The sequence below is a fragment of the Methanolobus psychrotolerans genome (assembly GCF_002243045.1).
Lineage (GTDB): Archaea > Halobacteriota > Methanosarcinia > Methanosarcinales > Methanosarcinaceae > Methanolobus > Methanolobus psychrotolerans.
The window spans coordinates 1-23515 of the sequence record NZ_MBKP01000017.1 but is presented as its reverse complement, the minus strand read 5'-3'; the positions used below and the strand labels follow the sequence as shown (position 1 = coordinate 23515).

27 protein-coding genes are annotated in these 23515 nt (G+C 41.8%); 19 read left to right on the top strand and 8 right to left on the bottom strand.

The window, feature by feature from the left end:
- Positions 1-58: 58 nt before the first annotated feature.
- Complete coding sequence (gene trkA, locus BB781_RS07110) at positions 59-1393, top strand: Trk system potassium transporter TrkA (protein WP_094227807.1); 1335 nt, start codon at positions 59-61, stop codon at positions 1391-1393.
- A 21-nt stretch (positions 1394-1414) separates the two neighbouring features.
- Positions 1415-2848 (top strand): TrkH family potassium uptake protein, encoded by a 1434-nt coding sequence (locus tag BB781_RS07105; RefSeq protein WP_094227862.1) that lies wholly within the window; start codon positions 1415-1417, stop codon positions 2846-2848.
- 106 nt (positions 2849-2954) lie between these two features.
- On the opposite strand, the gene BB781_RS07100 is transcribed toward BB781_RS07105, so the two are convergent.
- From BB781_RS07100 to BB781_RS07065, 8 genes are all read right to left on the bottom strand, one after another.
- On the bottom strand, positions 2955-4169 hold the full coding sequence (locus BB781_RS07100) for an NAD(P)/FAD-dependent oxidoreductase (protein ID WP_094227806.1): 1215 nt from the start codon (positions 4167-4169) through the stop codon (positions 2955-2957).
- A complete protein-coding gene (locus tag BB781_RS07095) occupies positions 4166-4342 on the bottom strand; it encodes a 4Fe-4S binding protein (RefSeq protein ID WP_242492570.1) in 177 nt (58 codons plus the stop codon). The genes BB781_RS07100 and BB781_RS07095 overlap by 4 nt, the downstream gene beginning before the upstream one ends.
- Before the next feature lie 118 nt (positions 4343-4460).
- On the bottom strand, positions 4461-5096 hold the full coding sequence (gene cofC / locus BB781_RS07090) for a 2-phospho-L-lactate guanylyltransferase (protein WP_094227805.1): 636 nt from the start codon (positions 5094-5096) through the stop codon (positions 4461-4463).
- On the bottom strand, positions 5096-6172 hold the full coding sequence (gene cofH, locus BB781_RS07085) for a 5-amino-6-(D-ribitylamino)uracil--L-tyrosine 4-hydroxyphenyl transferase CofH (RefSeq protein ID WP_094227804.1): 1077 nt from the start codon (positions 6170-6172) through the stop codon (positions 5096-5098). The genes cofC and cofH (BB781_RS07085) overlap by 1 nt, the downstream gene beginning before the upstream one ends.
- A gap of 7 nt (positions 6173-6179) precedes the next feature.
- Positions 6180-7295, bottom strand: coding sequence for a 5-amino-6-(D-ribitylamino)uracil--L-tyrosine 4-hydroxyphenyl transferase CofH (gene cofH / locus BB781_RS07080; RefSeq protein WP_094227803.1), 1116 nt, complete (start codon positions 7293-7295; stop codon positions 6180-6182).
- 53 nt (positions 7296-7348) lie between these two features.
- A complete protein-coding gene (gene cofG, locus BB781_RS07075; RefSeq protein WP_094227802.1) occupies positions 7349-8335 on the bottom strand; it encodes a 7,8-didemethyl-8-hydroxy-5-deazariboflavin synthase subunit CofG in 987 nt (328 codons plus the stop codon).
- Between the two features lie 61 nt (positions 8336-8396).
- Positions 8397-9680 carry a phytoene desaturase family protein gene (locus BB781_RS07070; protein ID WP_094227801.1) on the bottom strand — a complete coding sequence of 428 codons (1284 nt, stop codon included), beginning with the start codon at positions 9678-9680 and terminating at the stop codon, positions 8397-8399.
- Positions 9681-9836 (bottom strand): 4Fe-4S binding protein, encoded by a 156-nt coding sequence (locus BB781_RS07065; RefSeq protein ID WP_094227800.1) that lies wholly within the window; start codon positions 9834-9836, stop codon positions 9681-9683. It abuts the gene before it with no gap.
- A gap of 200 nt (positions 9837-10036) precedes the next feature.
- Here BB781_RS07065 and BB781_RS07060 point away from each other — a divergent pair, with 200 nt between their 5' ends.
- The 17 genes from BB781_RS07060 to BB781_RS06985 all read left to right on the top strand — a co-directional run bounded on the left by BB781_RS07060 (position 10037) and on the right by BB781_RS06985 (position 23296).
- Positions 10037-10486: an Lrp/AsnC family transcriptional regulator gene (locus BB781_RS07060; RefSeq protein ID WP_094227799.1), complete on the top strand. Its 450-nt coding sequence runs from the start codon at positions 10037-10039 to the stop codon at positions 10484-10486.
- Between the two features lie 126 nt (positions 10487-10612).
- Positions 10613-11032, top strand: coding sequence for a DUF22 domain-containing protein (locus tag BB781_RS07055; protein WP_094227798.1), 420 nt, complete (start codon positions 10613-10615; stop codon positions 11030-11032).
- Between the two features lie 15 nt (positions 11033-11047).
- Positions 11048-11554, top strand: a complete 507-nt coding sequence (locus BB781_RS07050; RefSeq protein ID WP_094227797.1) for a hypothetical protein — start codon at positions 11048-11050, stop codon at positions 11552-11554.
- A 425-nt stretch (positions 11555-11979) separates the two neighbouring features.
- Positions 11980-12372, top strand: coding sequence for a F420H2 dehydrogenase subunit FpoA (fpoA, locus tag BB781_RS07045; protein WP_094227796.1), 393 nt, complete (start codon positions 11980-11982; stop codon positions 12370-12372).
- A 59-nt stretch (positions 12373-12431) separates the two neighbouring features.
- The gene (locus BB781_RS07040; RefSeq protein WP_394335328.1) at positions 12432-12920 is read left to right on the top strand and encodes an NADH-quinone oxidoreductase subunit B; all 489 of its coding nucleotides are present in this window, start codon (positions 12432-12434) and stop codon (positions 12918-12920) included.
- 9 nt (positions 12921-12929) lie between these two features.
- A complete protein-coding gene (gene fpoC / locus BB781_RS16100) occupies positions 12930-13406 on the top strand; it encodes a F420H2 dehydrogenase subunit FpoC (protein WP_242492569.1) in 477 nt (158 codons plus the stop codon).
- A gap of 9 nt (positions 13407-13415) precedes the next feature.
- Positions 13416-14540, top strand: coding sequence for a F420H2 dehydrogenase subunit FpoD (gene fpoD / locus BB781_RS07035; RefSeq protein WP_242492568.1), 1125 nt, complete (start codon positions 13416-13418; stop codon positions 14538-14540).
- Positions 14541-14545: 5 nt separating this feature from the next.
- Positions 14546-15577: a F420H2 dehydrogenase subunit FpoH gene (fpoH, locus tag BB781_RS07030; protein WP_094227860.1), complete on the top strand. Its 1032-nt coding sequence runs from the start codon at positions 14546-14548 to the stop codon at positions 15575-15577.
- Positions 15577-16020 carry a F420H2 dehydrogenase subunit FpoI gene (gene fpoI, locus BB781_RS07025; protein ID WP_094227794.1) on the top strand — a complete coding sequence of 148 codons (444 nt, stop codon included), beginning with the start codon at positions 15577-15579 and terminating at the stop codon, positions 16018-16020. The genes fpoH and fpoI overlap by 1 nt, the downstream gene beginning before the upstream one ends.
- Positions 16005-16283 (top strand): NADH-quinone oxidoreductase subunit J, encoded by a 279-nt coding sequence (locus BB781_RS16345; RefSeq protein ID WP_094227793.1) that lies wholly within the window; start codon positions 16005-16007, stop codon positions 16281-16283. The genes fpoI and BB781_RS16345 overlap by 16 nt, the downstream gene beginning before the upstream one ends.
- Positions 16273-16581 carry a F420H2 dehydrogenase subunit FpoJ gene (gene fpoJ, locus BB781_RS16340; RefSeq protein ID WP_094227792.1) on the top strand — a complete coding sequence of 103 codons (309 nt, stop codon included), beginning with the start codon at positions 16273-16275 and terminating at the stop codon, positions 16579-16581. Before BB781_RS16345 ends, fpoJ begins: the two co-directional genes overlap by 11 nt.
- Positions 16578-16880, top strand: coding sequence for a F420H2 dehydrogenase subunit FpoK (gene fpoK / locus BB781_RS07010; protein WP_094227791.1), 303 nt, complete (start codon positions 16578-16580; stop codon positions 16878-16880). Before fpoJ ends, fpoK begins: the two co-directional genes overlap by 4 nt.
- A 2-nt stretch (positions 16881-16882) precedes the next feature.
- Positions 16883-18895, top strand: coding sequence for a F420H2 dehydrogenase subunit FpoL (gene fpoL / locus BB781_RS07005; protein ID WP_207205257.1), 2013 nt, complete (start codon positions 16883-16885; stop codon positions 18893-18895).
- On the top strand, positions 18895-20382 hold the full coding sequence (gene fpoM, locus BB781_RS07000) for a F(420)H(2) dehydrogenase subunit M (RefSeq protein ID WP_094227789.1): 1488 nt from the start codon (positions 18895-18897) through the stop codon (positions 20380-20382). The genes fpoL and fpoM overlap by 1 nt, the downstream gene beginning before the upstream one ends.
- A gap of 3 nt (positions 20383-20385) precedes the next feature.
- Complete coding sequence (gene fpoN / locus BB781_RS06995; protein ID WP_094227788.1) at positions 20386-21837, top strand: F(420)H(2) dehydrogenase subunit N; 1452 nt, start codon at positions 20386-20388, stop codon at positions 21835-21837.
- Positions 21838-22200 carry a F420H2 dehydrogenase subunit FpoO gene (gene fpoO, locus BB781_RS06990; RefSeq protein WP_094227787.1) on the top strand — a complete coding sequence of 121 codons (363 nt, stop codon included), beginning with the start codon at positions 21838-21840 and terminating at the stop codon, positions 22198-22200.
- Positions 22201-22702: 502 nt separating this feature from the next.
- The gene (locus BB781_RS06985; RefSeq protein ID WP_094227786.1) at positions 22703-23296 is read left to right on the top strand and encodes a hypothetical protein; all 594 of its coding nucleotides are present in this window, start codon (positions 22703-22705) and stop codon (positions 23294-23296) included.
- The last annotated feature ends 219 nt before the right edge of the window (positions 23297-23515 follow it).

Below are 23515 nucleotides of genomic sequence, written 5' to 3'. Positions count from 1 at the left end.
CAATTTTGTTTTCAGTAATCATCTAAATCTCTTATTTATGGCCTTTTGAAGGTATATTATGAAAATCGTAATAATTGGTGCTGGTGAAGTTGGCTATCATATCGCTAAGGCTCTTTACCAGACAAACGATGTTGTGGTCGTAGACCAGAGCGAAGATGCATGCGAGCGTGTAGATGAGCTTGATGTCCATGTTGTGCATGGGAATGGTGCCAATGTGTCTATACTCCAGGATCTTCTGGAGGGAGCCGGTCTGTTGGTGGCTGTGACGGGTTCTGATGAGGTTAATATAGTTGCCTGCATGGCTTCCAAGCTCGTTGTCAAGGATAAAGATAAATTAAAAACGGTAGCCAGGGTGAGTAATCCGGATTATATTGATAAGCCTGTGGCCAAACGACCTCAGATAGGTATCGATATAATGGTATGTCCGGAGCTGTCTCTTGCATCTGAGGTTGCAAAGATACTTGCGATTCCTTCGGCCATTGATGCGGAATACTTTGCAGATGGTAAAGTCGAGATGATGGAGTTTGTAGTTCCTGATGACCATTCTCTTGTGGGCAAACATATGCAGGAGCTTCACCTTGCAAATTGCTGTATCGTCAGTGCTCTTTTCAGGAATGCAGAAGTCATAATCCCTCATGGTCAGGATACCATAGAAGGCAATGACCATATAGTTGTCATAGGAAAACCAGCTGCAATGAAAGAAGTGCGCGATCTGTTTGGTGAAAAAGCCGGCAAAAGAAGTAAAGTGATGATAATTGGGGGTGGAATCGTAGGGTTCTATCTTGCAAGAATGGTTGCAAAGAGTGAATTTGATTTGAAGATCATAGAATCTGACAAGGAACGATCTATAGCTATAGCTGAAGAGCTTCCGGAAGTTCTGGTCCTCAATGGCGATGGAACTGATATAAACCTCTTAAAGGATGAAGGCGTTTCTGAAATGGACGTTGTCATATCAGTGACCAATAGCGATGAAAAAAACCTTTTGTGCTCATTGCTTGCCAAACAGTTGGGAGTGAAGAAAGTCATAGCAAGAGCAGACAGATCTGATTATGTTTCCCTTTTTGAAATGGTCGGTGTGGACAGTGCCGTAAGTCCCAGGCAGGCCACGGTCAATGAGGTATTAAAGCTTACTTTCGGACATGGTGTTGAATCTATAACGACCATTGAAGGTGAAAAGGCCGAGATCATTGAGTATACTGCATCTAAAAAGTCAAAAATAGTAGGAAAACCTCTGAAAAATGTGAAGTTCCCATCTGGTGCAATTGTCAGTATGGTTGTCCATAAAGACAACACCGTGGTTCCACGTGGTGAATATGTTATAGAGGAAGGTGACCGGGTAGTAGTATTTTCTCTGCAGTCTGCAAATGCAGCAGTAGAGAAACTCTTCAAATGAATGCTAATCGGGGTGCCGTATTTGAATTACAGTGTCATACTAAATGTTCTGGGAGGACTTCTCAGGTTCCTCGGGGCTATAATGCTAGTTCCCTTATGTGTGGCTGTCTATTATGGCGATTCCTTATATCCGTTTTTAGCTGCAGTTATCATCACAGGTATGACTGGCATCCTGCTTTCACATCGATATAAAGCTACAACTGAGTGGAAAGCAAGGGAAGGATTTGCCATTGTTGCATTTGGATGGCTTGCAGCCGCTGTGTTCGGCTCAATTCCTTTCATGTTAGATGGTTTTAGTCCAATTAACGCAATTTTTGAATCAATGTCCGGTTTTACGACGACTGGAGCTACTGTTCTTCTGGATATAGAAACTCATTCCCAAAGCATACTCTTCTGGCGCAGTATGACACAATGGATCGGAGGAATGGGCATCATCATGCTCTTTATTGCTATTCTTCCAAAGCTTGGTGTTGCCGGCAGGCAGTTGTTCAGAGCAGAAGCTCCCGGTCCTACCGAAGATAAGATCAAACCGAGGATTAGGGAAACTGCAAAAATACTATGGATGGTGTATGTGTTCATTTCCATAATAGAGGTTATTGCTCTTTTACTTGCTAAAATGTCATTATATGATGCTGTTACACACACTTTCACCACAATGGCTTGCGGTGGTTTTTCCCCATATTCCCAAAGTATAGCTGCATTTGACAGTCCTTTGATAGAGGGTATAATAACTTTTTTCATGTTTGTTGCAGGAGCTAACTTCGCGCTTCATTACAGGACACTATACACAGATCGCAAAAGTCTTTTTAAGGATGATGAATTCAAATTTTATTCACTTGTTATTGCCATTGCAACGCTGGTCCTGACTTTCAGTCTCTGGAAAGATATGGGTGAGACTATTTTTAATTCTTTCAGGTATGCTGTTTTCCAGGTTATTTCTATTACTACAAGTACTGGATTTGCAACAGTGGACTTTAACTTATGGACGGATTCTGGAAAAATAGTCCTGCTTGCACTCATGTTCGTAGGCGGATGTGCCGGTTCAACTTCCGGGGGTATCAAGGTGGTAAGGATCCTTTTGCTCCTCAAATACGCACAGCGTGCCCTGTTTAAATCCGTGCATCCAAGGGCTGTTAAACCAATAAAATTCAACGAGAAGACCGTTCCAGATGATGTGATGCAAGCAATAGTGTCTTTTGTAGTTATTTATATCATGATATTTGCCGTATCCACAGCCCTTCTTTCGCTCATGGGGCTGGACCTGGTAAGCTCGATCACAGCTTCCATAGCTACACTTGGTAACATAGGCCCTGGATTTGGCCTTGTAGGTCCTATGGCTAACTTTGATGTCGTACCATTTGTCGGGAAACTGGTGCTGATAATAAATATGTGGATTGGCAGACTTGAGGTATTCACAGTGATTGTGATGTTAACGCCGGAATTCTGGAGACGTTAGTTACGGGAATCTACTGTTTATGATATGTATTCCATATTGTTGTGTTTTATGCTATAAATATGGATTAGTACAAAAAAGTACAGTGACCGACACAAAACGTGTTCAGTCAGCGTTCAAAGTCAAGTTCATACTTAACTACATTCTTAAAGAGCACTCTCAGGTCCCACAGAAGTTTCTTGTTTGCCCTGAAAAGTGCATACAGCAGATCAAGAAGGCTCATGCTGGAGAAGTTAACACCTTCCAGCGAATGTGCCAGTGAGTCTATTTCTTTATCTGTAAAGCTGGTAAATGTTTCTTTGACTATAAGGCTGTTATCGATCTCATATCCTATTGTTGAACGCCATTTGTTTTCATATTCCTGAAGAGCTTTGGTTGAAACGTCACCTTTGGATATTGCTTTATACGCGACTTCTCCTGCAATCTTGCCAGCTTCCATCGCATTAATAATTCCTCCGCCAGTGATCGGATCGGATTGTCTGGCTGCATCTCCTATAAGCATAAGCCCATTTGCAATCGTTTTTTCAATGGAACCACTTACCGGCACTCCACCAACATCCATTTCCAGGATCCTGGCATTTGGGTAGGTCTTCTTTACAAATTCGTTCAGGTAGTCAACAGCATGCTTTCCTCCGGATTTGCTGCCAAGAATTCCTATTCCGACATTTGCAAGATCCTCGCCTTTTGGAAATATCCATACATAACCTGCTGGTGCTATGTCGTTTCCAAGGTAAAAATAGCAATAGTTCTGATCGATTCCTGTACCACTCATAAGATACTGCGCACAGGTTTCAATATCGGCCGGTTTAAGAGATGTATCGATGCCTGCCCATCTGCCAACCTTTGATTCCACACCATCCGCACCGATGACGATTTTTGCACGGATGTCGTATGTTTCTCCAAGGTGCATAACTTTAACACCTCTTACAAAACCGTTTTCCATTATCAGATCCATAGCCCTTGTCTTTACCATTACTTCAGCACCGGCTTTTGCGCTTTCGTAGGCAAGTGCCCTGTCAAAGAGCTTGCGTTCAAGGACATATCCTACTTCTCCGCCTGCAATCTCTTCTGCCATTTCGATCATAGTGCCATCAGGTGAATATATGCGTGATCCCTTGACATCTGCACAGATCCAGCGGTGGTCAGGTTCTATGTGTTTTCTTAACCATATCTTACTGACACCCTCCGCACACCTCACAGGATCGCCTATTTCTTGTCTTTTCTCTATTAGAAGAACGTCAAGACCTTTTAATGCAGCTGTTTTTGCTGCTATTGAGCCCGCCGGGCCTGCACCTATGACAATTACATCATACTCGTTCTTCACTTTTTCACCTCAATAGCTCCAACCGGGCATATCTTAGCACAGATGCCACAAGAGGTACATGTCTCATTGACTTCTATCCAGGTTTCGACCAATTCAAGTGCGCCGGCCGGGCATACGCCCACGCATGCACCACAATATCCGCATTTGAATTTGTTTACGTTGATAGTCACCATTATCACCTATTATTTGTATACTTCATCCCTTAATATTTTAAATAAAATATCTCTTTCGAATTGCAAATTAAAATAACATGATTAAGTAAGCCTTAATAGCACAAGCACTATAAGTGGCTTATGCGTCATCGGAAGCACTGATTCTGGCTCTTGCCTTTCCCGTTCTCATGTCAAATCTTTCCATGACATACTCCCTGGAATTCCCATGTCCATGAAGCATTATTTCAACGAGGTCATGAGGTTCGTCTATGTCGGTGCTTAAAAGGAAAGAATCATAAATATGCACCGAGCATTTTCTATCTTTTGCTATATTGCAGTGGTTAAGGAAACTGGAGCCATAATATTTGACGTGGAAATTGGAAGGGTCCTTTATGAATAGGATGTTAGTTCCTCCTCCTTTTCCCGGGATGATCACTACATCTTCAGGCCTTGCGATTATTTCTTTTATATGTTCAGCTCTTACAAGAGGGAGATCTGCCATTATTATGAATATTGGTTTTTGCTCATGGCTCAGGTATTCATTGATGGCTTCATTCAAGTCATGTTCGTTAAGTACTACTTTTGCCTCCAGGCCGGATGGTACGCCATTATCAAGGGTTGTGAGTATATCTATGTCCTCAACCCCTGCATCATGAAGACTGCAGACCACATCTTTTAGCATGAGTTCTACGAATTTTTCGCGTTCCTCTTGTGTTAGTACAGGTGAAAGCCTTGATTTGGCGTTTTTCCTTTTATAGGGAATCAATGCTTTCATTATATTTCCTCGTAAAGTGCATTCCTCATTTTTGGTGTCCTGCCTGTTTGGCGGATCATCCACTCGAGTTCCTTTGCAGGGGTATATTCTCCATTTGTTCCGCCGGAAGCAACTGTGATCTTGTCTTCCATAAGAGTGCCCCCAAGATCATTAGCGCCGCAGAATAATGCAACCTGTGCCAATTTCTTTCCAAGCTTAACCCATGCAGCCTGTATATTGTCAATATGCTTGTGTAATATTATCCTTGAAATGGCATGCAACCGAAGATCATCGATGCCAGTGGTCATGAATTTTCCACTTTGCATCATTTCTTCTCCTATCTTGTTGTTGTATGGCATAAAAGGCATGGGGATAAGTTCGGTAAAGCCGTTGGTACGCTGCTGTATCTCCCGGATTGTGAATATATGGTCCAGCCTTTCCTCTGCCGTTTCAACGTGTCCGTACATTATGGTTGAGTTTGTCAGAAGACCGGCGTTGTGTGAAGCTTCAATTGTGTCTATCCATTGCTGCCTTGTCAGTTTGGTCGGACAGATTATCTTCCTGACGCGGTCTGCAAGTATCTCTGCTGATGTTCCGGTCAGCGTGCCTACACCACATTCTTTCAAAATACTGAAGGCTTCTTCAAGTGGCATCTTTTCCATTCCGGCAGCATAGAACACTTCCATAGGCGAAAGAGCATGGATGTTCATCGCAGGATAATTGGATTTTATGGCATCAAAGAGCTCAGTATAATAATCCATGGTGAGTTGTGGTATATATCCTCCTTGGACACAAACTTCCACAGCTCCTGAATTATTTGCCCACTCAACTTCTTTAAGTACCTCTTCAGTTGAAAGTATATATCCTTCTTTTTCCTTGAAAGCACAAAAACCGCAATTTCCTACACACATATTTGTGAGGTATATGTTGCGGTTAGTTACGTATGTTACATTGTCTCCAACTGCATCGTAGCGCAGGTCATTTGCAAGGGAAAAAAGCTCAAAAGGATTTGCATCAAGCAAGGTCATTGCATCTTCTTTGTAGATGTCTCCGCTATATGCTCTTTCGATAATATCGTCGGTGATTGTAGGGTGCATCATTTCCTCAGGCAATTCTAAGTTTCATCTGTGCCGGATTGGTATTGATGATTGGTTTATATATTGTATTTCTTTGAAGTGCTTGTCTTCCTGAAGAAGTGATAAACCATTCCAATTCCTGTGCGGACATGAATTGACCATTTGTAGAACCTGCTGAGCTGGATATTTTTTCTTCCATCAAGGTTCCTCCAAGGTCATTGACCCCGCAGTAAAGTGCAACCTGGGCAAGTTTCTTCCCAAGCTTCACCCAACTTGCCTGGATATTCTTTATGTGGGTGTTAAGTATGATGCGTGCAAGGGCATACAATTGCAAATCTTCTATACCAGGGGTGGCATATCTTCCAGCCTTTATCATTTCATCGCCTACTCTGTTATTGTAGGGCATAAAGGTCAATGGGACAAATTCAAGGAAACCGCCTGTCTTTTTCTGTATCTCCCTTATGAGCATAATGTGATCGATACGTTCTTCAATCGTTTCAATGTGTCCATACATGATGGTGGCAGTAGTGTTAATCCCCGCTCTGTGAGCCTGTGTTATGACATCCACCCATTCGTCGGTTTTGAGCTTGTTGGGGCAGATGATGTCCCTCACCCTGTCAGAAAGAATCTCCGCAGCAGTTCCTGGCATTGTATCAAGCCCTGCATCTTTGAGGTGCATCAGTGCTTCTCCTATCGTTATATCACTCTGCCTTGCAGCATGATACACTTCCATGGGGGAGAATGCATGCGTATGGATGTGTGGGAATTCAGTTTTCACTGCTCTTATTATGTCTGTGTAAAAATTGATGTCTACTTCAGGAAGTAATCCTCCCTGAATACAAACTTCTGTGGCACCAAGACTTTCTGCTTCTTTTACCTTTTCAAGTATTTTCGGAATGTCCAGTACATATCCACTATTATTTTTGAATGCGCAGAAGCCACATGTTCCAACACATCGGTTTGTAAAGTTTATATTACGGTTGACTACGTAAGTAACAGTATCGCCTACGGTCTCATAGCGCAATCTATCAGCAAACTCGAAAAGTTTGAAAGGCGGCACCTTTAAAAGGAAAAGCGCGTCTTCCCTTGTAGTTTTACCTGCGTAGGCACGTTCAATGATGTCATCCGGAATAATAGGGTTCATATTTTCCTCCGATACATATCTTTTCTATTTAAATGGTGTGCCCCACTCAGAACTCATATTTTCCGATAGCCCTGCTCATCGGCAAGATCTTTGATAAGACTTTTTAGAGTATCGCTGTACCAGCCTTTTTGAATGTACTGCGGATATATCGGCAACCTTTCCTTCAACGATACTTCATGTACCATTTCTTTTAGTTTTGCTACACTTGGCCATTCAGCTTCAGGGTTTATCCAGTCTATAGTTGTCGGGGAAATCCCGCCAAGGTCATTGGCACCACACTGTATCAGAAGATAAGGGTCAATCAGATTCGGTGCAACCTGGATTGCCACTTCATTTGGGAGTATTTCCCTGGCTATCAGTGTTGTCTGCATCATTTCTTCTTCAGTAGGTGAAGGCATATCTGCCATAGGTGTATCAGGTTTTGGTGTGAAGTTCTGTATGATAACTTCTTGTATGTGTCCGTAATCCTCATGTAATTCCGCAATAGACAGCAGGGAATTGATTCTGTCGTCAAGGGTTTCGCCAATTCCTATCAGTATGCCGGTTGTAAAAGGAATATGTAACTCTCCGGCATAGCGCATCGTCTTGATCCTTTTTGAAGGTATTTTTCCAGGTGACCCCTCATGTGCAACAACATCGGCAGTGGTTTCAAGCATAAGACCCATGCTGGCATTTAAAGGTTTTAGTTTTTCCAGTTCGGTGTAATTCAATATGCCTGCATTGGTATGTGGTAAAAGGCCGATGTCAATAGCAATTTTGCAGAGTTCGCAAATATACTCAATTGTACTGGAATATCCAATATCATTAAGCCATTCCTTGTATAGTGGTATTTCTTCAGCATATTCGCCAAAAGTAAAAAGAACTTCTGTGCACCCTGCTTTTTGACCTTGCTCCAGAATAGGGAGGATCTCCTCCATCTTCATAAGCCGTGCTTGTGGATCTTCAGGGTCACGCCTGAATGTGCAGTATGCACATTTGTTCCTGCATACGTTTGTGACAGGTATGAATACATTACGGCAGAATGTGACAAATTCATCCATTGTTAATTCCCTGATTAAGTAGCAACTACATAAGTTTATTCAATTACTGTTTTTTATGAGGCTATCTCATCAAAATATCCTGCATAGATTTCTTGACTCCAAGTGCGATCCCTTCCACTTCTATCCCGCCTTCTCCTTTGGCTCCGTCTCCTACTACATATAAGTTTGGTATTGGTGTTCTATTGTCAAGGTCTGCACCGGATGGTGACCTGTTAACGGGCCACTCATTTGAATATGATTGTATCAGAAGTACTTCATATTCTTTTCCTGCGAAAATGTCTTTGATGTCTTCAAGCCCGAGTTCTATCTCTTTTTCGAGATTATCTACATCTTTCCAGTGAACACATTGGTGAGCCATTGTAAGATGTTTTCCCTCGGGAGCCAATTTAGGGTCAACATTGGTTACTTCATTAATTCCGTTTACTCTTTTTGCATAAGGTGTGAGCAGTACACCTCCATGTCCTATGAGTGGCTTATCTGATGAGATGCATATTTTTATTCCGGCTGAAGGTTTCAAGTTATTGGATTTACGCTTATAGTCTTCCATCCCAGTAATGCCTGTTTTTTCGCCTATCAAGGTAGCTGTAGCCGTGTGCCCGATATCACTGATTACTAGGTCTGCAAGGTAACATTCTCCATTGACAAGAACGCCTTCAACGGTTCCATTTTTTATTTTGAGACCTGTTACCTCAGATGACGTGTGTATTATTCCTCCAGAAGATTGTATTATATCTGAAAGCGCGTCAGTGATGGCTTTGCATCCTCCCATAGGTACTCCTGGTCCGCCGTAGTGGTAGAGGTTCTCGATTATTGCAAATGCTTCTTCGACAGGAACGTCTGCAGCTTTCAGGCTGAGCGCCCATCCAAAGAAGGAATCTGATATGCGGACGGTCCAGTCTTGGTCAAGATGAGCTTTGCACCACTGTTCAAAAGATTCACCAGATGGCGATTTTTTCCGTGTGCTTATTGCATAATACACCAATTTGATACGGTTAAATACGGAAAAAGGGGTTCTGAAATTTTCAAAGAGGAGGTCCTTATAACCATACTTATAATCTGTATCTCCTTTTTTCCTGGGGATTCTTATTACTGCAATAGGCTTTTTGCGGACAATTTCTACATTTGCTCCTATCTCTTCAATAAGTTGTGCAAGGGGTCCGGCAGGTCCGTGTGGAAGCATGTGTAATGCACCTGTGCTTAACTGGAATCCTTTAAATGGTAGATTCGTGAACCTGCCTCCTATTATCGGAAGACGTTCAAAGACCTCTACTTCATATCCTGCTTTTGAAAGTTTAGCTGCGCTTAAAAGCCCCCCAAGTCCTGAACCAATAATTATTGCTTTCATCTATGCCTCTATTGCTTTAACCGGACAGTATGCGATACATAATCTGCACTCTACACAGGAGGAGGTCATAATTGCTTTTCCTCTCACTACAATGGCCCCGAATTTACAAAAAGCAGCGCATTGACCGCATCCTACACAGTTGTTATTCACTTTCATAGTATAATTCACCGGATTTCATTGTATAAGGGTTTTAATGATAAAAAGTCTTATCACTCTTTATCTGTTTTTATCTTCCACAAAAAGGGAATTTTTTTGATAATATTATTTGAATATTGTTTCACATATTTTTCATATACTACTTAAAATGGAATCATTTATAGAAACATTTATTATTATCCACTAATAATTATATTATCATGGATGATGTTGATCTCGCAATATTAGAATACCTTTGCAAGAATTCAAGGATGCACAGCACTGAAATTGCAACAGATCTTGATCTTGCAACATCTACGGTGCATAAAAGAATAGAGAAAATGCGTGAAACAGGTGTTATCCGCGAGTTTACGGTAAAGGTGGAAACTGCGGAAGTTGGTTTGAATGTCACAACATTTATCGGGGTTAATATTGAACAAAGCAAAAGGATCAATATAATAAACCGCCTGAAAAATATCGATGATGTGCTGGAAATATATGAATTACTTGAACCTTATGATATACTGTTGAAAGTAAGGACCTTCGATATCCATTCACTTAAAGAAAATGTGTTGCAGGTACTTGGAAATATGGATGGTATAAAGGATTCTCAGAGTATTTTAACTACAAAATGCCATAAGGAGAAAAGCTGTATTATTCTGAAAAGATGATGCTTGGGTATGGGGTTGCATTCTTATGTCTAGCAGATTCAATCCATCGAACTAATATCATGATTATTCGTTAAGAATATAGGAATCTATTTATAGTTAAAAATCAGTTTACTTTTAGGTGGACTTATGAAGAAAGAAGTAATTCAGGTTGTTTCCAGGAATAACGGGGAATTGGTCTCTAAGAGAGTTGAAGCCGCACCATATGAATTCACTATTGCTACCCGTGCAAAATGGGAAATGGTGATAGCTGATGAGGATATGGATATTCGTGCAGGTGAATTCAAAAAGATTAACGTTAAAGATATACAGCTGGATCCTGACATGGTTGCCATTCCGTGTACTTTTTCCCATCACGCACTGGTTTCGTTGATCAAGGTTGGTGCAAAGGGAGGTGCCAGGCCTGTTGACAGTGAGCGTATAATAAATGCTGCATATGTGCTGGGTCAGGAAACAGGAAAAGTCAATGAGGGAGATCTACTTGCAGTGCTCAATGTTTTTCCGATAATGTTTACTCGTGAGGCACTTACTCCGCAAACCTTTAAATGATCAGGGGGATTTCTAATGGAAACTTGTGCTATATGCGGGGAACTGCAGGACTCCAGACACTATGCAGAATATAATATCTGCACTACCTGTGCGGATATAATGGAAGATGTCATGGGCGAGTATTTTCTTCGTACCATCTGGAAAAGTGAGCCAAAGGCGCATGTTGCCTACATCAATTATCTCAATAATACTACGCGGTATATTTCAGATTACAAGAAATTATCAAAGAAATCTGAAAAGCATACAAAAGACGTCATTTCCCGTGTTTCAGATGCACTTGAAAATGGAAGTGACCATCCTTCCAAAAGGCGCTATTTCGAACACATGCAAAAGGTCCTTGAATGGCTGGAGGAAACTCCTCACTTCTATCACTACTATTTCAAGGATTATTATGTGTGTCCAACATGTAATGCTTCTATATTTGAGAAATACACCCGCAGGGACGTGGGTGACTGGATGGTTGTATCATGTTCTGAATGTGGCACCGTTATTAAGAAATATTGCTGTCTCAAAAGCGTGTGAACGCTTTTTTCCTTTTTAGGTAAGTGCAATTTTCTCTTTTTAAAGGCAGGTATCATATTCGTATCCATGATGTCGCTGGTAAAATATATGGCTGATATTTATACTAGCTTCCCGAGGTTTCTTCTGGTGCTAATTGATATTCTGTATACTATGAATTTTAATACATTTCGTTATTCCACACATTTTCCTTGCTTCTATCCTATTATTTTTTGATCTGCTTTGCAGGCTTTCAGCATCGTAATTAAGACAATTTAAATATGATGAATTATTATCAATAAATAGCCAGCAGTATCTATTAAAAAATATATCAATAGATACAGTTAATCTATCTACATGTATTTGAGATGTATTTGTATTAGTCCCTTACACGAAGGTGTTTTATACGAATAGTCTATCTACCTTTATAACTTTCAGGAGAATAGTTTATGTCAGGAATAATCGATATTAGTAACATAGCCAATAGTTACATACCGGTTGCAATCATTCTTATAGTGGCGCTTATGATGCCGCCTCTGACCATGTTCCTTGTGAAATCATTAAGTCCGAGGAGTAAATCATCAGCAAAGTACACGACATATGAAGCTGGTTCCCTTCCAGTAGGAAGTGCCAGAATACAGTTCAATGTTGGATACTACCTTTATGCCATTGCTTTTGTTCTCTTTGATATTGAAGTCCTCTTCCTTTATCCATGGGCTACTATCTTCAAAGGACATGGTATTACTGAAATAGCAACCATCGAAATGTTAGTCTTTATTTTTGTTGTATTGTTTGGCTACGTGTACCTAATCAAGAAGGAGGCTCTTAAATGGATGAAATAGAGCAGACGAATGTCGAACAAACTACAGTCCAGAACGTTGGATATGATGACGTTCCCGGCATGGTGCTTACCGATACGAATACTATTAGTGACATCATTAAGAAAACAAAGATCCAGGATGTCCTTAATTGGGGTCGTAAGAATTCATTATGGTTCATGGTAAATGCAATGGGTTGTTGTGGTGTTGAGCTGCTTTCCACAGGAATGGCTCACTATGACACAGACCGTTTTGGTATAATTCCCCGTAACTCCCCAAGGCATGCTGACGTCATGATCATCAGTGGATATGTGACAAAAAAGTATCTGCCTGCATTGAAAAGGATCTGGGATCAGATGCCTGCACCAAAGTGGGTAATATGCTATGGCGATTGTGCCATAAGTGGTGGTCCGTTCTATGAATCTTACAGTACTTTCCAGAATGTTGATGAGATATTCCCGGTAGATGTCTTTATTCCAGGATGTCCTCCAAGATGTGAAGCTCTCATTCAGGGATTTGTTGAGCTTCAGAAGAAGATAGAGGCGAAGAAGGACAGAGGTACGGATTATTGAGGTGGATCGATGAATGCTAAATCTATAATTGCTTCACTTACAAGCAAGTTCCCGGAAGAAGTATATGATGCAGATATTGAATCTGACATCAGGACTGTTGCTAAAGTGAAGCCTGACAATGTAGTGGATGTATGCCGCTACCTCAAGGAAGACCTGTCTTTTGGACATCTTTGCTGTGAATCTGCAGTTGATTATCCGGGCAGGAATGAGATCGAAGTAGTATATATTATAGGTTCTTACGAACACCCGGTCATACTTACGATGAAGGCAATCCTTCCAAGAGAAAATCCGGTGATTGAATCCGTAGTACCTGTTTACTGGAATGCGAACTGGTACGAAAGAGAAACGTACGAACTGTTTGGTGTGAAGTATCTTAACCACCCCGACCTTAAACCTCTTGTACTTCCAATAGAGATGCTCGGTGAGTGGCCATTGCGTAAGGATTACCAAGGCTTCCCCAACAAGACGGCTAAGAATTTGGTGTGAGGATTTATTATGGAAGAAACAGTTGGACCTTCTGAAATGATAGTACACCTTGGCCCACAACATCCCATGATGCCAGGACCATTCCGATTGAATGCGAAATTGAGGGGTGAGACCGTTGTGGACTCCGAGGTTGAGATAGGCTGGATCCACAAAGGGATCGAAAAGATATTAGAAAACAAGACCTATCTTCAGGGTATAACCATTGTGGACAGGATATGTTATCTTGAAGCACTTACCAATGAAGAGGCATATGTCGGTTGCGTTGAGAAGCTTGCAGGTATAGAAGTGCCTGAGAGAGCCCAGTACATCCGTGTTATAATGGAAGAGTTTTCCAGGATACAGAGTCACCTGCTGGGTATGGGGGAATATGCATCCTTTGTCGGGTTTGTGAGTATGTTCATGTACACTATTAGGGACAGGGAAGATGTGTTGACTCTTATGGATTCCGTTACAGGGGCACGTGTCACTCACAGTTTCCTGCGTTTTGGTGGTGTGAAGGATGATCTTCCTGAAGGATTCAAGGATAATGTGAAATATGTCTTTGGAAACCTGAGAAAGGCTATTGATCAATATGAAGAGCTGTATAGTACCGATTCTATCTATAAGTCAAGGACTGTAGGTGTAGGTGTTCTCACCGCAGATGTTGCAAAGGACATTGGCGTATCGGGACCACCTCTCAGGGCAACAGGCGTTGCTTTTGATATTCGCAAGGATGAACCTTATCTTGTCTACGCTGATCTGGATTTTAAGGTATGTACCCAGAAAGCAGGCGATGTCTATGCCAGAATACAGGTACGTCTTGATGAAATGCGCGAGAGCATGTATATTATTGAGCAGTGTCTTGACCAGATTCCATCAGGTCCGCTTTTCCCAGAAGGTACTCCGTATGGCAAGAGGTCACCTGTTATGAGGATTCCGGCCGGAGAGGTTTTCCACCGTGTGGAGGCCCCAAGAGGTGAAATGGGATTCTATATGGTATCTGATGGTTCAGACAAACCATATCGTGTGAAGGTGAGAGGACCTGTATACCCTACTCTGCAAACACTACCGCCACTTCTTAAAGGTGTGAGTGTTGCTGATATAGTAGCTATTGCAGGAAGTATGGACACATGTACCAGTGAGGTTGACAGGTGATCATGATGCAGTTAGAAGATATAATTTACAACCCGCTTCTAAGGGGTATTCTTGGCTTGTGTCTCATGGGTGCCATATTCCTCGGTGCAATGGCTGCTGTATGGTTTGAGCGTAAACTTTCTGCTGACATCCAGCAGAGATATGGTCCAATGAGGACCGGTCCTCATGGATTGCTCCAGCTTGTTGCTGATGCTATCAAATTGTTCACGAAAGAGGATATTATCCCGAAGAACGCTGACAGATTACTGTTCGTATCAGCACCTATCCTTATGATGGGATCTGTTTTCCTTATGCTTGTGGCAATTCCTTTCGGTGCGATAATCATCAACGGTGAAACTTATCCGATTGCGGCAACTGATATGGATATTAGTATCCTTTATATTGAAGCGGTTTCTGCCATTTCTGTTATCGGTATTTTCATGATCGCATACAGTTCAAATAACAAGTACTCTCTTCTTGGTGCTTTCAGGAACTTTGCACGTATGATCGGATACGAGGTTCCTCTGGGTATCTGTATCGTAAGTGTTGCGATCATGGCCGGTTCCCTGAACATTGTAGAGATTGCTCAGGCGCAGAGTCCTCTGTGGTTCATAATCAAACAGCCTATCGGATTCATTGTATTCTTCATTGCCATCATGGCGGATATGGGTCGTCTTCCTTTTGACCAGAACGAATCTGAGGAAGAGCTCATTGCCGGATGGATCACTGAATACACAGGTATGAGATTCGGTCTTGGTTTCTTCGCGGAATACATCCACCTTATTCTTGGCTCAATGCTTATTGTGTTGTTATTCCTTGGAGGATGGAATTTGCCTGCAGCACTGACTGCAAACACTATCCTTGGTATAATACTCCCAACTGCTTTCTTCTTGGGAAAGGTAGTATTGGTCATTCTTACAATTATCATGATAAGATGGGCAGTTCCAAGGTTCAGGATCGACCAGGTCGTGGACCTGAGCTGGAAAAGACTCCTGCCATTAGCTCTCCTTAATCTTGGATGGGTAATCGGATTGGGTCTTCTGGAGGTGTGGATGTAATGGTTATTAAAAATATAATTACGGCAGTTAAGAACATTTACTTCGGTCCACCTGTAACAAGAATGTGCCCGGAAGTACCCACAAAACTTTCAGATAGGTTCAGAGGCTTGCAGAAACTGGATAAAAGCAAATGCATTGGTTGTGGAATATGCGCCAATACATGTCCTAACAATACTATTAAGATAGTCAGGGCACGTGTAAGTCCTGGCAGTGATAAGCAGAGATGGTTCCCTGCAATAGATATCGGTCACTGTCTATTCTGTGGTCTTTGTATAGACCAGTGTCCAAAGGAAGCATTGTCAAGTACAAAAGTGTATCTGACAGGTGTTATTCGCTGGAACCATGAGGACCTTCTCTTTACGCCGGATATGCTGGCAAGGGAAGTTGACATCAATGCTGAAGAAGAAGCAGGTGAAGAGGTGAGCAGATGGACACCACAATAGGTTCAATCATTGAAATGATCGTTTTTGCGATTCTGGCTCTTGCATCGATAGTGTTCGCACTGTTTGTGGTAACGGCTAGGGATGTAGTTAGAGCGGCCATTGCGCTCATCATTACAATGTTCATTGTTGCAGCTCTGTATATACTGCTCAATGCACAGTTCCTTGGTGTTATCCAGATACTCGTGTACATCGGTGCAATAGGAGTATTGATCTTGTTCGCTGTAATGCTTACAAAGAAGGAGTTTGGTACAGATGCTGAATAAAGAGATCTCATTTACAGCAATGGAGGTTATCACATCTGTGTATAACTACCTTAAACCACGTATCTTTGGAATGATAATTGCACTTTTGTTCCTTTCGGTCATGGTTGTGGCAATTGCTTTTACAAGCTGGCCATCACTGGACCAACTACCTCAGAATCTGGAAGACCAGAGTAATATTGAGGGTATCGGACTGCTCATATTCACTGATTTCGTGGTTCCGTTCGAAATATTATCTATCGTATTGTTGTCCGCATTGATGGGTGCCATCTACATGGCAAAAGGAGATGATACTCAATGATACCAATCGCCTTTTACCTTGCTCTTGCAGCAATTATCTTTTCCATAGGTCTCTATGGACTGATGACACAGCGTAGTGGTATTCGTATTCTCATGTGCGTGGAACTTATGCTAAACGCAGCCAACCTCAACCTTGTGGCATTTTCAAGCTACAACGGTGACCTTACAGGGCAGGTATTTGCACTGTTCTCAATTGCACTGGCAGCTTGTGAGGCAGCAATCGGCTTTGCTATACTTATGGCAATCTATAGAATGAAGGATACGATAAGTCTTGAGACTATTAATATACTGAGGTGGTAAAAATGGCAGTAGAAGATTTCGCATTCTTAATACCACTCCTGCCTGCACTAGCCTTTGTGCTGACATTCTTCCTCGGGAAGAAATTGCCAACAGGCGGTGCTATAATTCCAATAGCAGCTATTGCGACATCATTTGTGATATCACTATTAATTACATTGAACCTGCTTGCAAATCCTGAAGAAGTTGTGAATCAGTCATATAACTGGTTCTCCATGTTCAACATAGGTATCCTTGTTGATCCTCTGGCAGCAGTTATGCTTACAATGGTGTCATTTGTAAGTTTGCTTATCCACATCTATTCAGTAGGCTACATGTCACATGACAAGGCACCATCCAGATACTTTGCAGAGACAGCATTGTTTACAGCTTCAATGCTTGGTCTTATCCTTTCAGACAACATCCTCCAACTCTTTATTTGCTGGGAACTTGTGGGTGTCTGTTCTTATCTGCTCATCGGTTTCTGGTATGAAAAGCCATCTGCTGCATCTGCAGCCAAGAAGGCTTTCCTGACAACCAGGGTCGGTGACGTGATGTTCCTTGCAGGAATTGTTATCCTGTTCTCAGACCTCTTCAAAATATTCAACGGTACTATCCCAGAGGGTGTCTACATACTCCGGTTCGATGAGATCTTTACTCACATTCCGGAAATTGCAGCACTGAATGCAAATATTCTTGGAATGGATGTCAGTCACATCACAATAATAACACTCCTGTTCTTCGGTGGTGCTGTTGGTAAATCAGGTCAATTCCCGCTCCATGTGTGGCTCCCTGATGCAATGGAGGGTCCGACAACCGTTTCAGCTCTAATACACGCAGCAACCATGGTTACGGCCGGTGTCTATCTGGTTGCAAGGACATTCCCGATGTTCATCGCAGCTCCGGATTCACTGATGATAGTGGCTTATCTTGGTGCTTTCACTGCAATTTTTGCAGCAACAATGGGTATAGTAATGAATGACATTAAACGTGTACTTGCATACTCTACCATAAGTCAGCTCGGTTACATGATGCTTGGTCTTGGTGTCGGTGCAGCAATCGGTGCTGAGGCAGTAGGCATTTCGATCTTCCATCTGATCAACCATGCATTCTTCAAGGCTTTGCTCTTCCTGTGTGCAGGTAGCGTGATCCACGCAGTAGGTACACACGACATGAGGCAGCTTGGCGGTGTTGCAAAAGTAATGCCAATAACAGCAGCAACAATGATAGCTGCATCCCTGGCGCTTGCAGGCATTGGTATTCCCGGGACATCCATAGGTACCAGTGGTTTCTTCAGTAAAGATGCCATCATCGAGAGTGCATACCTTTTCGGAGAAACGACCGGCACATGGATCCCATATGCACTTTCAATAGCTGCAGCATTGCTTACATCTCTATATATCTTCAGGTTGCTCTTCATGACATTCTATGGAAAGCCACGTACGGATTACGGAGGACACGAATCGCCGGCATCGATGACAATTCCATTGTCAATACTTGCAGTGTTTGCACTTGTCTTCGGTGGTCTAACTTCACAGAGGTTCAATACTTTTGTCAGCGAGACCTTCGTGAACAACTTTGTGCACATGGACATCGCTGAGCTTGCATCAATTGGTGGCTATCACCTTGCTTCACATGCAGGACATGAGCCAATACTCATACTATGGATGCCGTTGATAGTTGCACTTGCAGGTTTCTTGATTGCCTTCCTTGTCTACGGACTGAAGATTGTAAACATGGACAGCCTTGTTTCAAGGAATAATCCAATTTACAAACTCCTGTATAACAGGTACTACCAGAATGCTATATTCACAAACTTCTTCTCGGTCAAGGTCATATACGAAGGATTTGCCTTTGCAGGACGTGCCATTGACAGAGGTTTTGACTGGATAGTTAAATGGATGAGTGACCTGACACTGGAGGCCGGAGAATCACTTCGTCAGTTCCAGACAGGAAAAGTACAGAACTACGCCACGGCTGTTATAACCGGAGTAAGTCTTCTGGTCATACTCATTAAAGTGGTAATGGAGGTACTCTGATGTTGCCGATACTATCTTTGATCGTGCTTATACCTCTGATATTTGCAGCACTTACATTATTGACAAAAACAAAAGAACAGGCAAGGTCACTTGCCCTTGTGGCTACGGTTTCAGTACTGTTACTCACGGTATACATGTACTTTAACTTTGATAGTAGCATTGCTGATAACCAATTCGAGGAACTTGTACAGTGGGTGCCTTCCCTTGGAATAACCTACCATCTCGGTGTTGACGGAATATCAATGCCATTGATACTTCTCAATGCAATTGTACTTCCACTACTCGTTCTCTTTACATGGAACGATGACAGAAAATCACCGAACAAGTTCTACGCACTCATACTTGCAACAGAAGGTGCAGTTATCGGTGTATTCACCGCTCTGGACTTCTTCCTGTTCTATGTGTTCTGGGAACTTACTCTCATACCGCTCTTCTTCATGGTGAGCATATGGGGAGGGCCCAACAAGCACCACGCTTCAATAAAGTTCTTCATATACACCCACGTGGCTTCTCTTGTGATGCTGCTCGGTATATTCGGACTTTACTTTGCAGCATGGGAGAATACAGGAACCCCGACACTGGACATACCAATACTTATTGCCCAGTTCCAGTTCATTGAATCAGGAATTGCAAAAGATATGATATTCCTTGCACTTCTCTTCGGTTTCATTGTCAAGATACCAAGCTTCCCGTTCCATTCATGGCTTCCGGATGCATACACTGAGGCACCAACTGCCGGAAGTGTGCTCTTTGTCATGCTTAAGATCGGTGGTTACGGTCTCTTTAAGATAATGCTGCCAATGCTGCCATTTACAGCGTCACCAAACCTGATGATAACCATCATGGCAGTTCTTGGTTCTGTAAGTATACTCTATGGTGCATTCCTCGCACTCTCACAGAAGGATCTCAAGAAAATGGTCGCATATTCCAGTGTAAGCCACATGGGTTACGTAACACTCGGTGCAGCTGGTATTGTATCACTCTCTGTTTCAGGAGCAATGTTCCAACAGTTCTCACACGGACTTATCATGAGCATTATGTTCATGTCATGCGGGATCATCAATAATGCAACAGGCACAAGGATCATCAACGATCTCGGAGGCCTTGCGCAGAAGATGCCAAAACTGGCAGTCATCATGGTAGTGACTTTCATGGCATCCCTTGGACTCCCTGGACTAAGCGGTTTTATTGCAGAGGTCTCAGTACTTGCAGGAGCCTTTGTGAGCCTCCCAGCATACGTAATTATTGCATTGCTGGCAATCGTGATAACTGCAGCATATCATCTATGGGCTCTCCAGAGGGCAATGTTTGGTGTCTACAATGAGAAACTCGGTACAGTTGCCGATATCAATAGTTATCAGACTATTTCAATGGGCATCATTGTAATCCTCATACTGTACTTTGGACTTAACCCAAGCCCGGTGCTTGATATGATGTTGACGAATTCAGAACATATAACCAGCCTTATGGCTGTCATGGGGGTCTAAGGAATGGATTTGATGTTATTAGCTCCTGAAATTACCCTTGCGATCACAGGACTGGCAGTATTGCTAATTGGACTTTTCATTCCGACAGATTCAAAGAAGATACTGGGTTACCTGGCAAGCCTTGGTGTAATTGTTTCCCTGTTCCTCACAGTCTCAAGTCTTGGAACACAGGCGACAGTGTTTAATGACACGGTATCTATTGATGCCCTGTCCCAATTCTTTAAGATAGTGTTCCTTGTAGTTGCATTGCTCTTTACGATATCTGGTATCAAGTACACAGAAGGCAACAGTCACACTGAAGAGTTCTTCACACTCGGAATATTCGCAACCATAGGCATGATGTTCGTTGCATCTGCAAACGATCTTATGGTACTGTTCGTTGCATTTGAACTTGCAAGTCTTGCAACCTATGCACTTGCAGGCTTTGAGAAGAAGAACCCAAAGTCACTGGAAGCTGCGATGAAGTACTTCATCATAGGCTCACTTTCAGCAGCCCTTATGCTTCTCGGTATATCATATGTATACGGAGCGACAGGCACAACCAGTATTCCGGGAATAGCTGCCAATGCAGGCTTACTTGTATCAAGTCCCATGGGACTTGTTGCAGTGGTTCTCCTGATTGCTGGATTTGGTTTCAAGATAGCTCTTGTACCATTCCACATGTGGGCACCTGACACATATCAGGGCGCACCGTCTGTGGTATCTGCACTGCTTGCAGCCGGTTCCAAGAAGATGGGTATTGTAGCAGCTCTCAAGATATTTGTAGTTGCACTGATTGCCCTTAAAGCTGAATGGCAGATTGCTTTTGCAATACTTGCAGTCATCACAATGACATATGGTAACATTGTAGCTCTGAACCAGACAAGTGTCAAGAGAATGCTCGCATACTCCTCACTTGCACAGGCAGGTTACATCACAATGGCATTTGTGGTACTCACACCAATGGCACTTGGTGGTGGTATATTCTATGCACTGTCACACGGTTTCATGAAGGCTGGAGCTTTCATTGCAACTGCTGCAGTAGCATACATGGTACTATCTGAGAACAAGGATTCAAATGATCCAGATCACATTGACAACTTCAGGGGTCTTGGAAGGAGAATGCCAGTAACTGCTCTCTGTCTGACAGTGTTCGTATTTGCACTGGCAGGTATCCCGCTCACAGCAGGTTACATGAGCAAGTTCATCCTGTTCTCATCAACCATCCAGGCAGGATTTGTGTGGCTTGCAGTAATTGCAATACTCAACAGTGCAATATCACTGTACTACTATGCAAAGATCGTCAAATACATGTACTTCCTTCCAACTGACAGTGAGAAGATATCAGAACCACTACCATACACCATTGCAATGGTAATCGCCGTTATTGGTGTACTTGTAATTGGTTTCTGGTCTGAACCATTTGTCTACTGGGCAATGGAAGCTGCAAAAGTATTGATTCCCGGAGGTTTCTAAATGGCAGATTGTGATCTTTGTGGAGTTGCTATTCCCACAGTGGTTCCTGTAAGAGTGTTCAAGCCAAAGTATGCACATTCCTATCCACATGGCATGTGGCAGGGTCTTTGTGAAGGCTGTCTGAATGCAGGAAAGAAGGCCCATGACAAGCAGGCAGAATCTCCAAGCTGCGGAACCGCAGGCAAATGTGAATTCTGCGGTAACATTGCACAGCTTTACGATGTAACAATCAGCAGACCTTCATTCTCAAAGGGTGCTGAGGAAGACACAGTACAGCTCTGCAAGAAGTGCCTTGGCTCAATAAACGAGTCACATGAAGCATGGGAAAAGCAGAAGGCTGAAGACGAACACGCACACCATTAAATTTTAAAATAGAAGACCGGCTTTAGCCGGTCAGCTCTTTTCTTTTTTATGTAAATCTAATATCAGATTTTTCTTGTATTGTAACTTTGTTCTTATTTTTCTTTATGGTTATAATATATATTGATGTATTATTTTAAAGGAAATATACACGTTTTGTATTGCTATTAGTTTATTTGAATGATGATTTCTCTCACATTCCGCAGATGTCTTGAGAAAAACAGATATTTTCCTTTGACCCGGAATATAGTATATTTATTACAGCAAAAGTTCTAATAATTGCTATATGTATAACACTATTATTACGCGTAGTTGGTAAATAGTTGCAATCCAGATAATTATCAAAATTCCCAGAACATCTGCGAAAGGTCGGAGTTCTATAGATTATTGGGATTAAGTTCAAATTGTCAAATTAGCAACAGATGAATAACAGAAAAGACTTTTAACTTTGTACTTATGTTATTACTCCTATTCTATAATAATTAATAATTTTCTCGTGATAATAATGACAGATGCAAAAATAGAAAAAAATAAGAAAATATCGACAATAATATCAGAAACAACCTATATTAGCGAAACTGATACTTTCATTTTATTGACATTGATGGAGAATAGTAAAGTTACAAATGCTGAACTTGCAAAAATATTGGATTTCAAGGACGGTAATTCGGTTGCTTACCATATACGTAACATGCAAAAAGAGGATATCATAGACAAATACACAATTATTCCTAACTGGAAAAAAATAGGTTTGTCAACTGAATTCATTATACTTGCAGAAGCTGAAACCGAAGAACAGTTACTTCAAATTGAAAAAAGGCATGTTATGGAAGCAGAGCTATATGCATCTGAAATTGGTGATATTGTTGTAACTCCTACTATCTCAGGTTGTGTAGTTTTACAAAATGTTTATCACTGCTTTGGAGATAAAAATATGGCTATTATAGTTGGTAGAGCTACTTCTGATCAAGATGCTGCAGTTTATTGTAAAAATTATCTAGTAAAAAAGTATCCGCAGATAAAAATAAATATGCTACTAAATAAATATAAAACAATAAATGATTTCTTTATTGATACAAAAGTTATAGAAAAAATGTAACTATTCAGCCATCCTTCCAGCACTAAAGTAAAAATCAATATACTATGACCTCATTTTAACGTTCAGAAAAAAGATTTTATTGATCAGAGGGGATTTGTATAGAACGGGAAGAAATACTTGCAGTTTATGATGCTGGTCCTGAGGCAGTCGTCGAACTTGTTACTCAGCTATTTTTGATAATAGAAAAACTGGAAGAACGTGTCAAGCATCTGGAAGAGA

Coding starts and splice junctions, on each gene's coding strand:
- trkA (WP_094227807.1), top strand. CDS start 59: ATGAAAATCGTAATAATTGGTGCTGGTGAAGTTGGCTATCATATCGCT.
- BB781_RS07095 (WP_242492570.1), bottom strand. CDS start 4,342: ATGGTGACTATCAACGTAAACAAATTCAAATGCGGATATTGTGGTGCA.
- cofC (WP_094227805.1), bottom strand. CDS start 5,096: ATGAAAGCATTGATTCCCTATAAAAGGAAAAACGCCAAATCAAGGCTT.
- cofH (WP_094227804.1), bottom strand. CDS start 6,172: ATGCACCCTACAATCACCGACGATATTATCGAAAGAGCATATAGCGGA.
- cofH (WP_094227803.1), bottom strand. CDS start 7,295: ATGAACCCTATTATTCCGGATGACATCATTGAACGTGCCTACGCAGGT.
- cofG (WP_094227802.1), bottom strand. CDS start 8,335: ATGGATGAATTTGTCACATTCTGCCGTAATGTATTCATACCTGTCACA.
- BB781_RS07070 (WP_094227801.1), bottom strand. CDS start 9,680: ATGAAAGCAATAATTATTGGTTCAGGACTTGGGGGGCTTTTAAGCGCA.
- BB781_RS07065 (WP_094227800.1), bottom strand. CDS start 9,836: ATGAAAGTGAATAACAACTGTGTAGGATGCGGTCAATGCGCTGCTTTT.
- BB781_RS07060 (WP_094227799.1), top strand. CDS start 10,037: ATGGATGATGTTGATCTCGCAATATTAGAATACCTTTGCAAGAATTCA.
- BB781_RS07055 (WP_094227798.1), top strand. CDS start 10,613: ATGAAGAAAGAAGTAATTCAGGTTGTTTCCAGGAATAACGGGGAATTG.
- BB781_RS07050 (WP_094227797.1), top strand. CDS start 11,048: ATGGAAACTTGTGCTATATGCGGGGAACTGCAGGACTCCAGACACTAT.
- fpoA (WP_094227796.1), top strand. CDS start 11,980: ATGTCAGGAATAATCGATATTAGTAACATAGCCAATAGTTACATACCG.
- BB781_RS07040 (WP_394335328.1), top strand. CDS start 12,432: ATGGTGCTTACCGATACGAATACTATTAGTGACATCATTAAGAAAACA.
- fpoC (WP_242492569.1), top strand. CDS start 12,930: ATGAATGCTAAATCTATAATTGCTTCACTTACAAGCAAGTTCCCGGAA.
- fpoD (WP_242492568.1), top strand. CDS start 13,416: ATGGAAGAAACAGTTGGACCTTCTGAAATGATAGTACACCTTGGCCCA.
- fpoH (WP_094227860.1), top strand. CDS start 14,546: ATGCAGTTAGAAGATATAATTTACAACCCGCTTCTAAGGGGTATTCTT.
- fpoI (WP_094227794.1), top strand. CDS start 15,577: ATGGTTATTAAAAATATAATTACGGCAGTTAAGAACATTTACTTCGGT.
- BB781_RS16345 (WP_094227793.1), top strand. CDS start 16,005: ATGGACACCACAATAGGTTCAATCATTGAAATGATCGTTTTTGCGATT.
- fpoJ (WP_094227792.1), top strand. CDS start 16,273: ATGCTGAATAAAGAGATCTCATTTACAGCAATGGAGGTTATCACATCT.
- fpoK (WP_094227791.1), top strand. CDS start 16,578: ATGATACCAATCGCCTTTTACCTTGCTCTTGCAGCAATTATCTTTTCC.
- fpoL (WP_207205257.1), top strand. CDS start 16,883: ATGGCAGTAGAAGATTTCGCATTCTTAATACCACTCCTGCCTGCACTA.
- fpoM (WP_094227789.1), top strand. CDS start 18,895: ATGTTGCCGATACTATCTTTGATCGTGCTTATACCTCTGATATTTGCA.
- fpoN (WP_094227788.1), top strand. CDS start 20,386: ATGGATTTGATGTTATTAGCTCCTGAAATTACCCTTGCGATCACAGGA.
- fpoO (WP_094227787.1), top strand. CDS start 21,838: ATGGCAGATTGTGATCTTTGTGGAGTTGCTATTCCCACAGTGGTTCCT.
- BB781_RS06985 (WP_094227786.1), top strand. CDS start 22,703: ATGACAGATGCAAAAATAGAAAAAAATAAGAAAATATCGACAATAATA.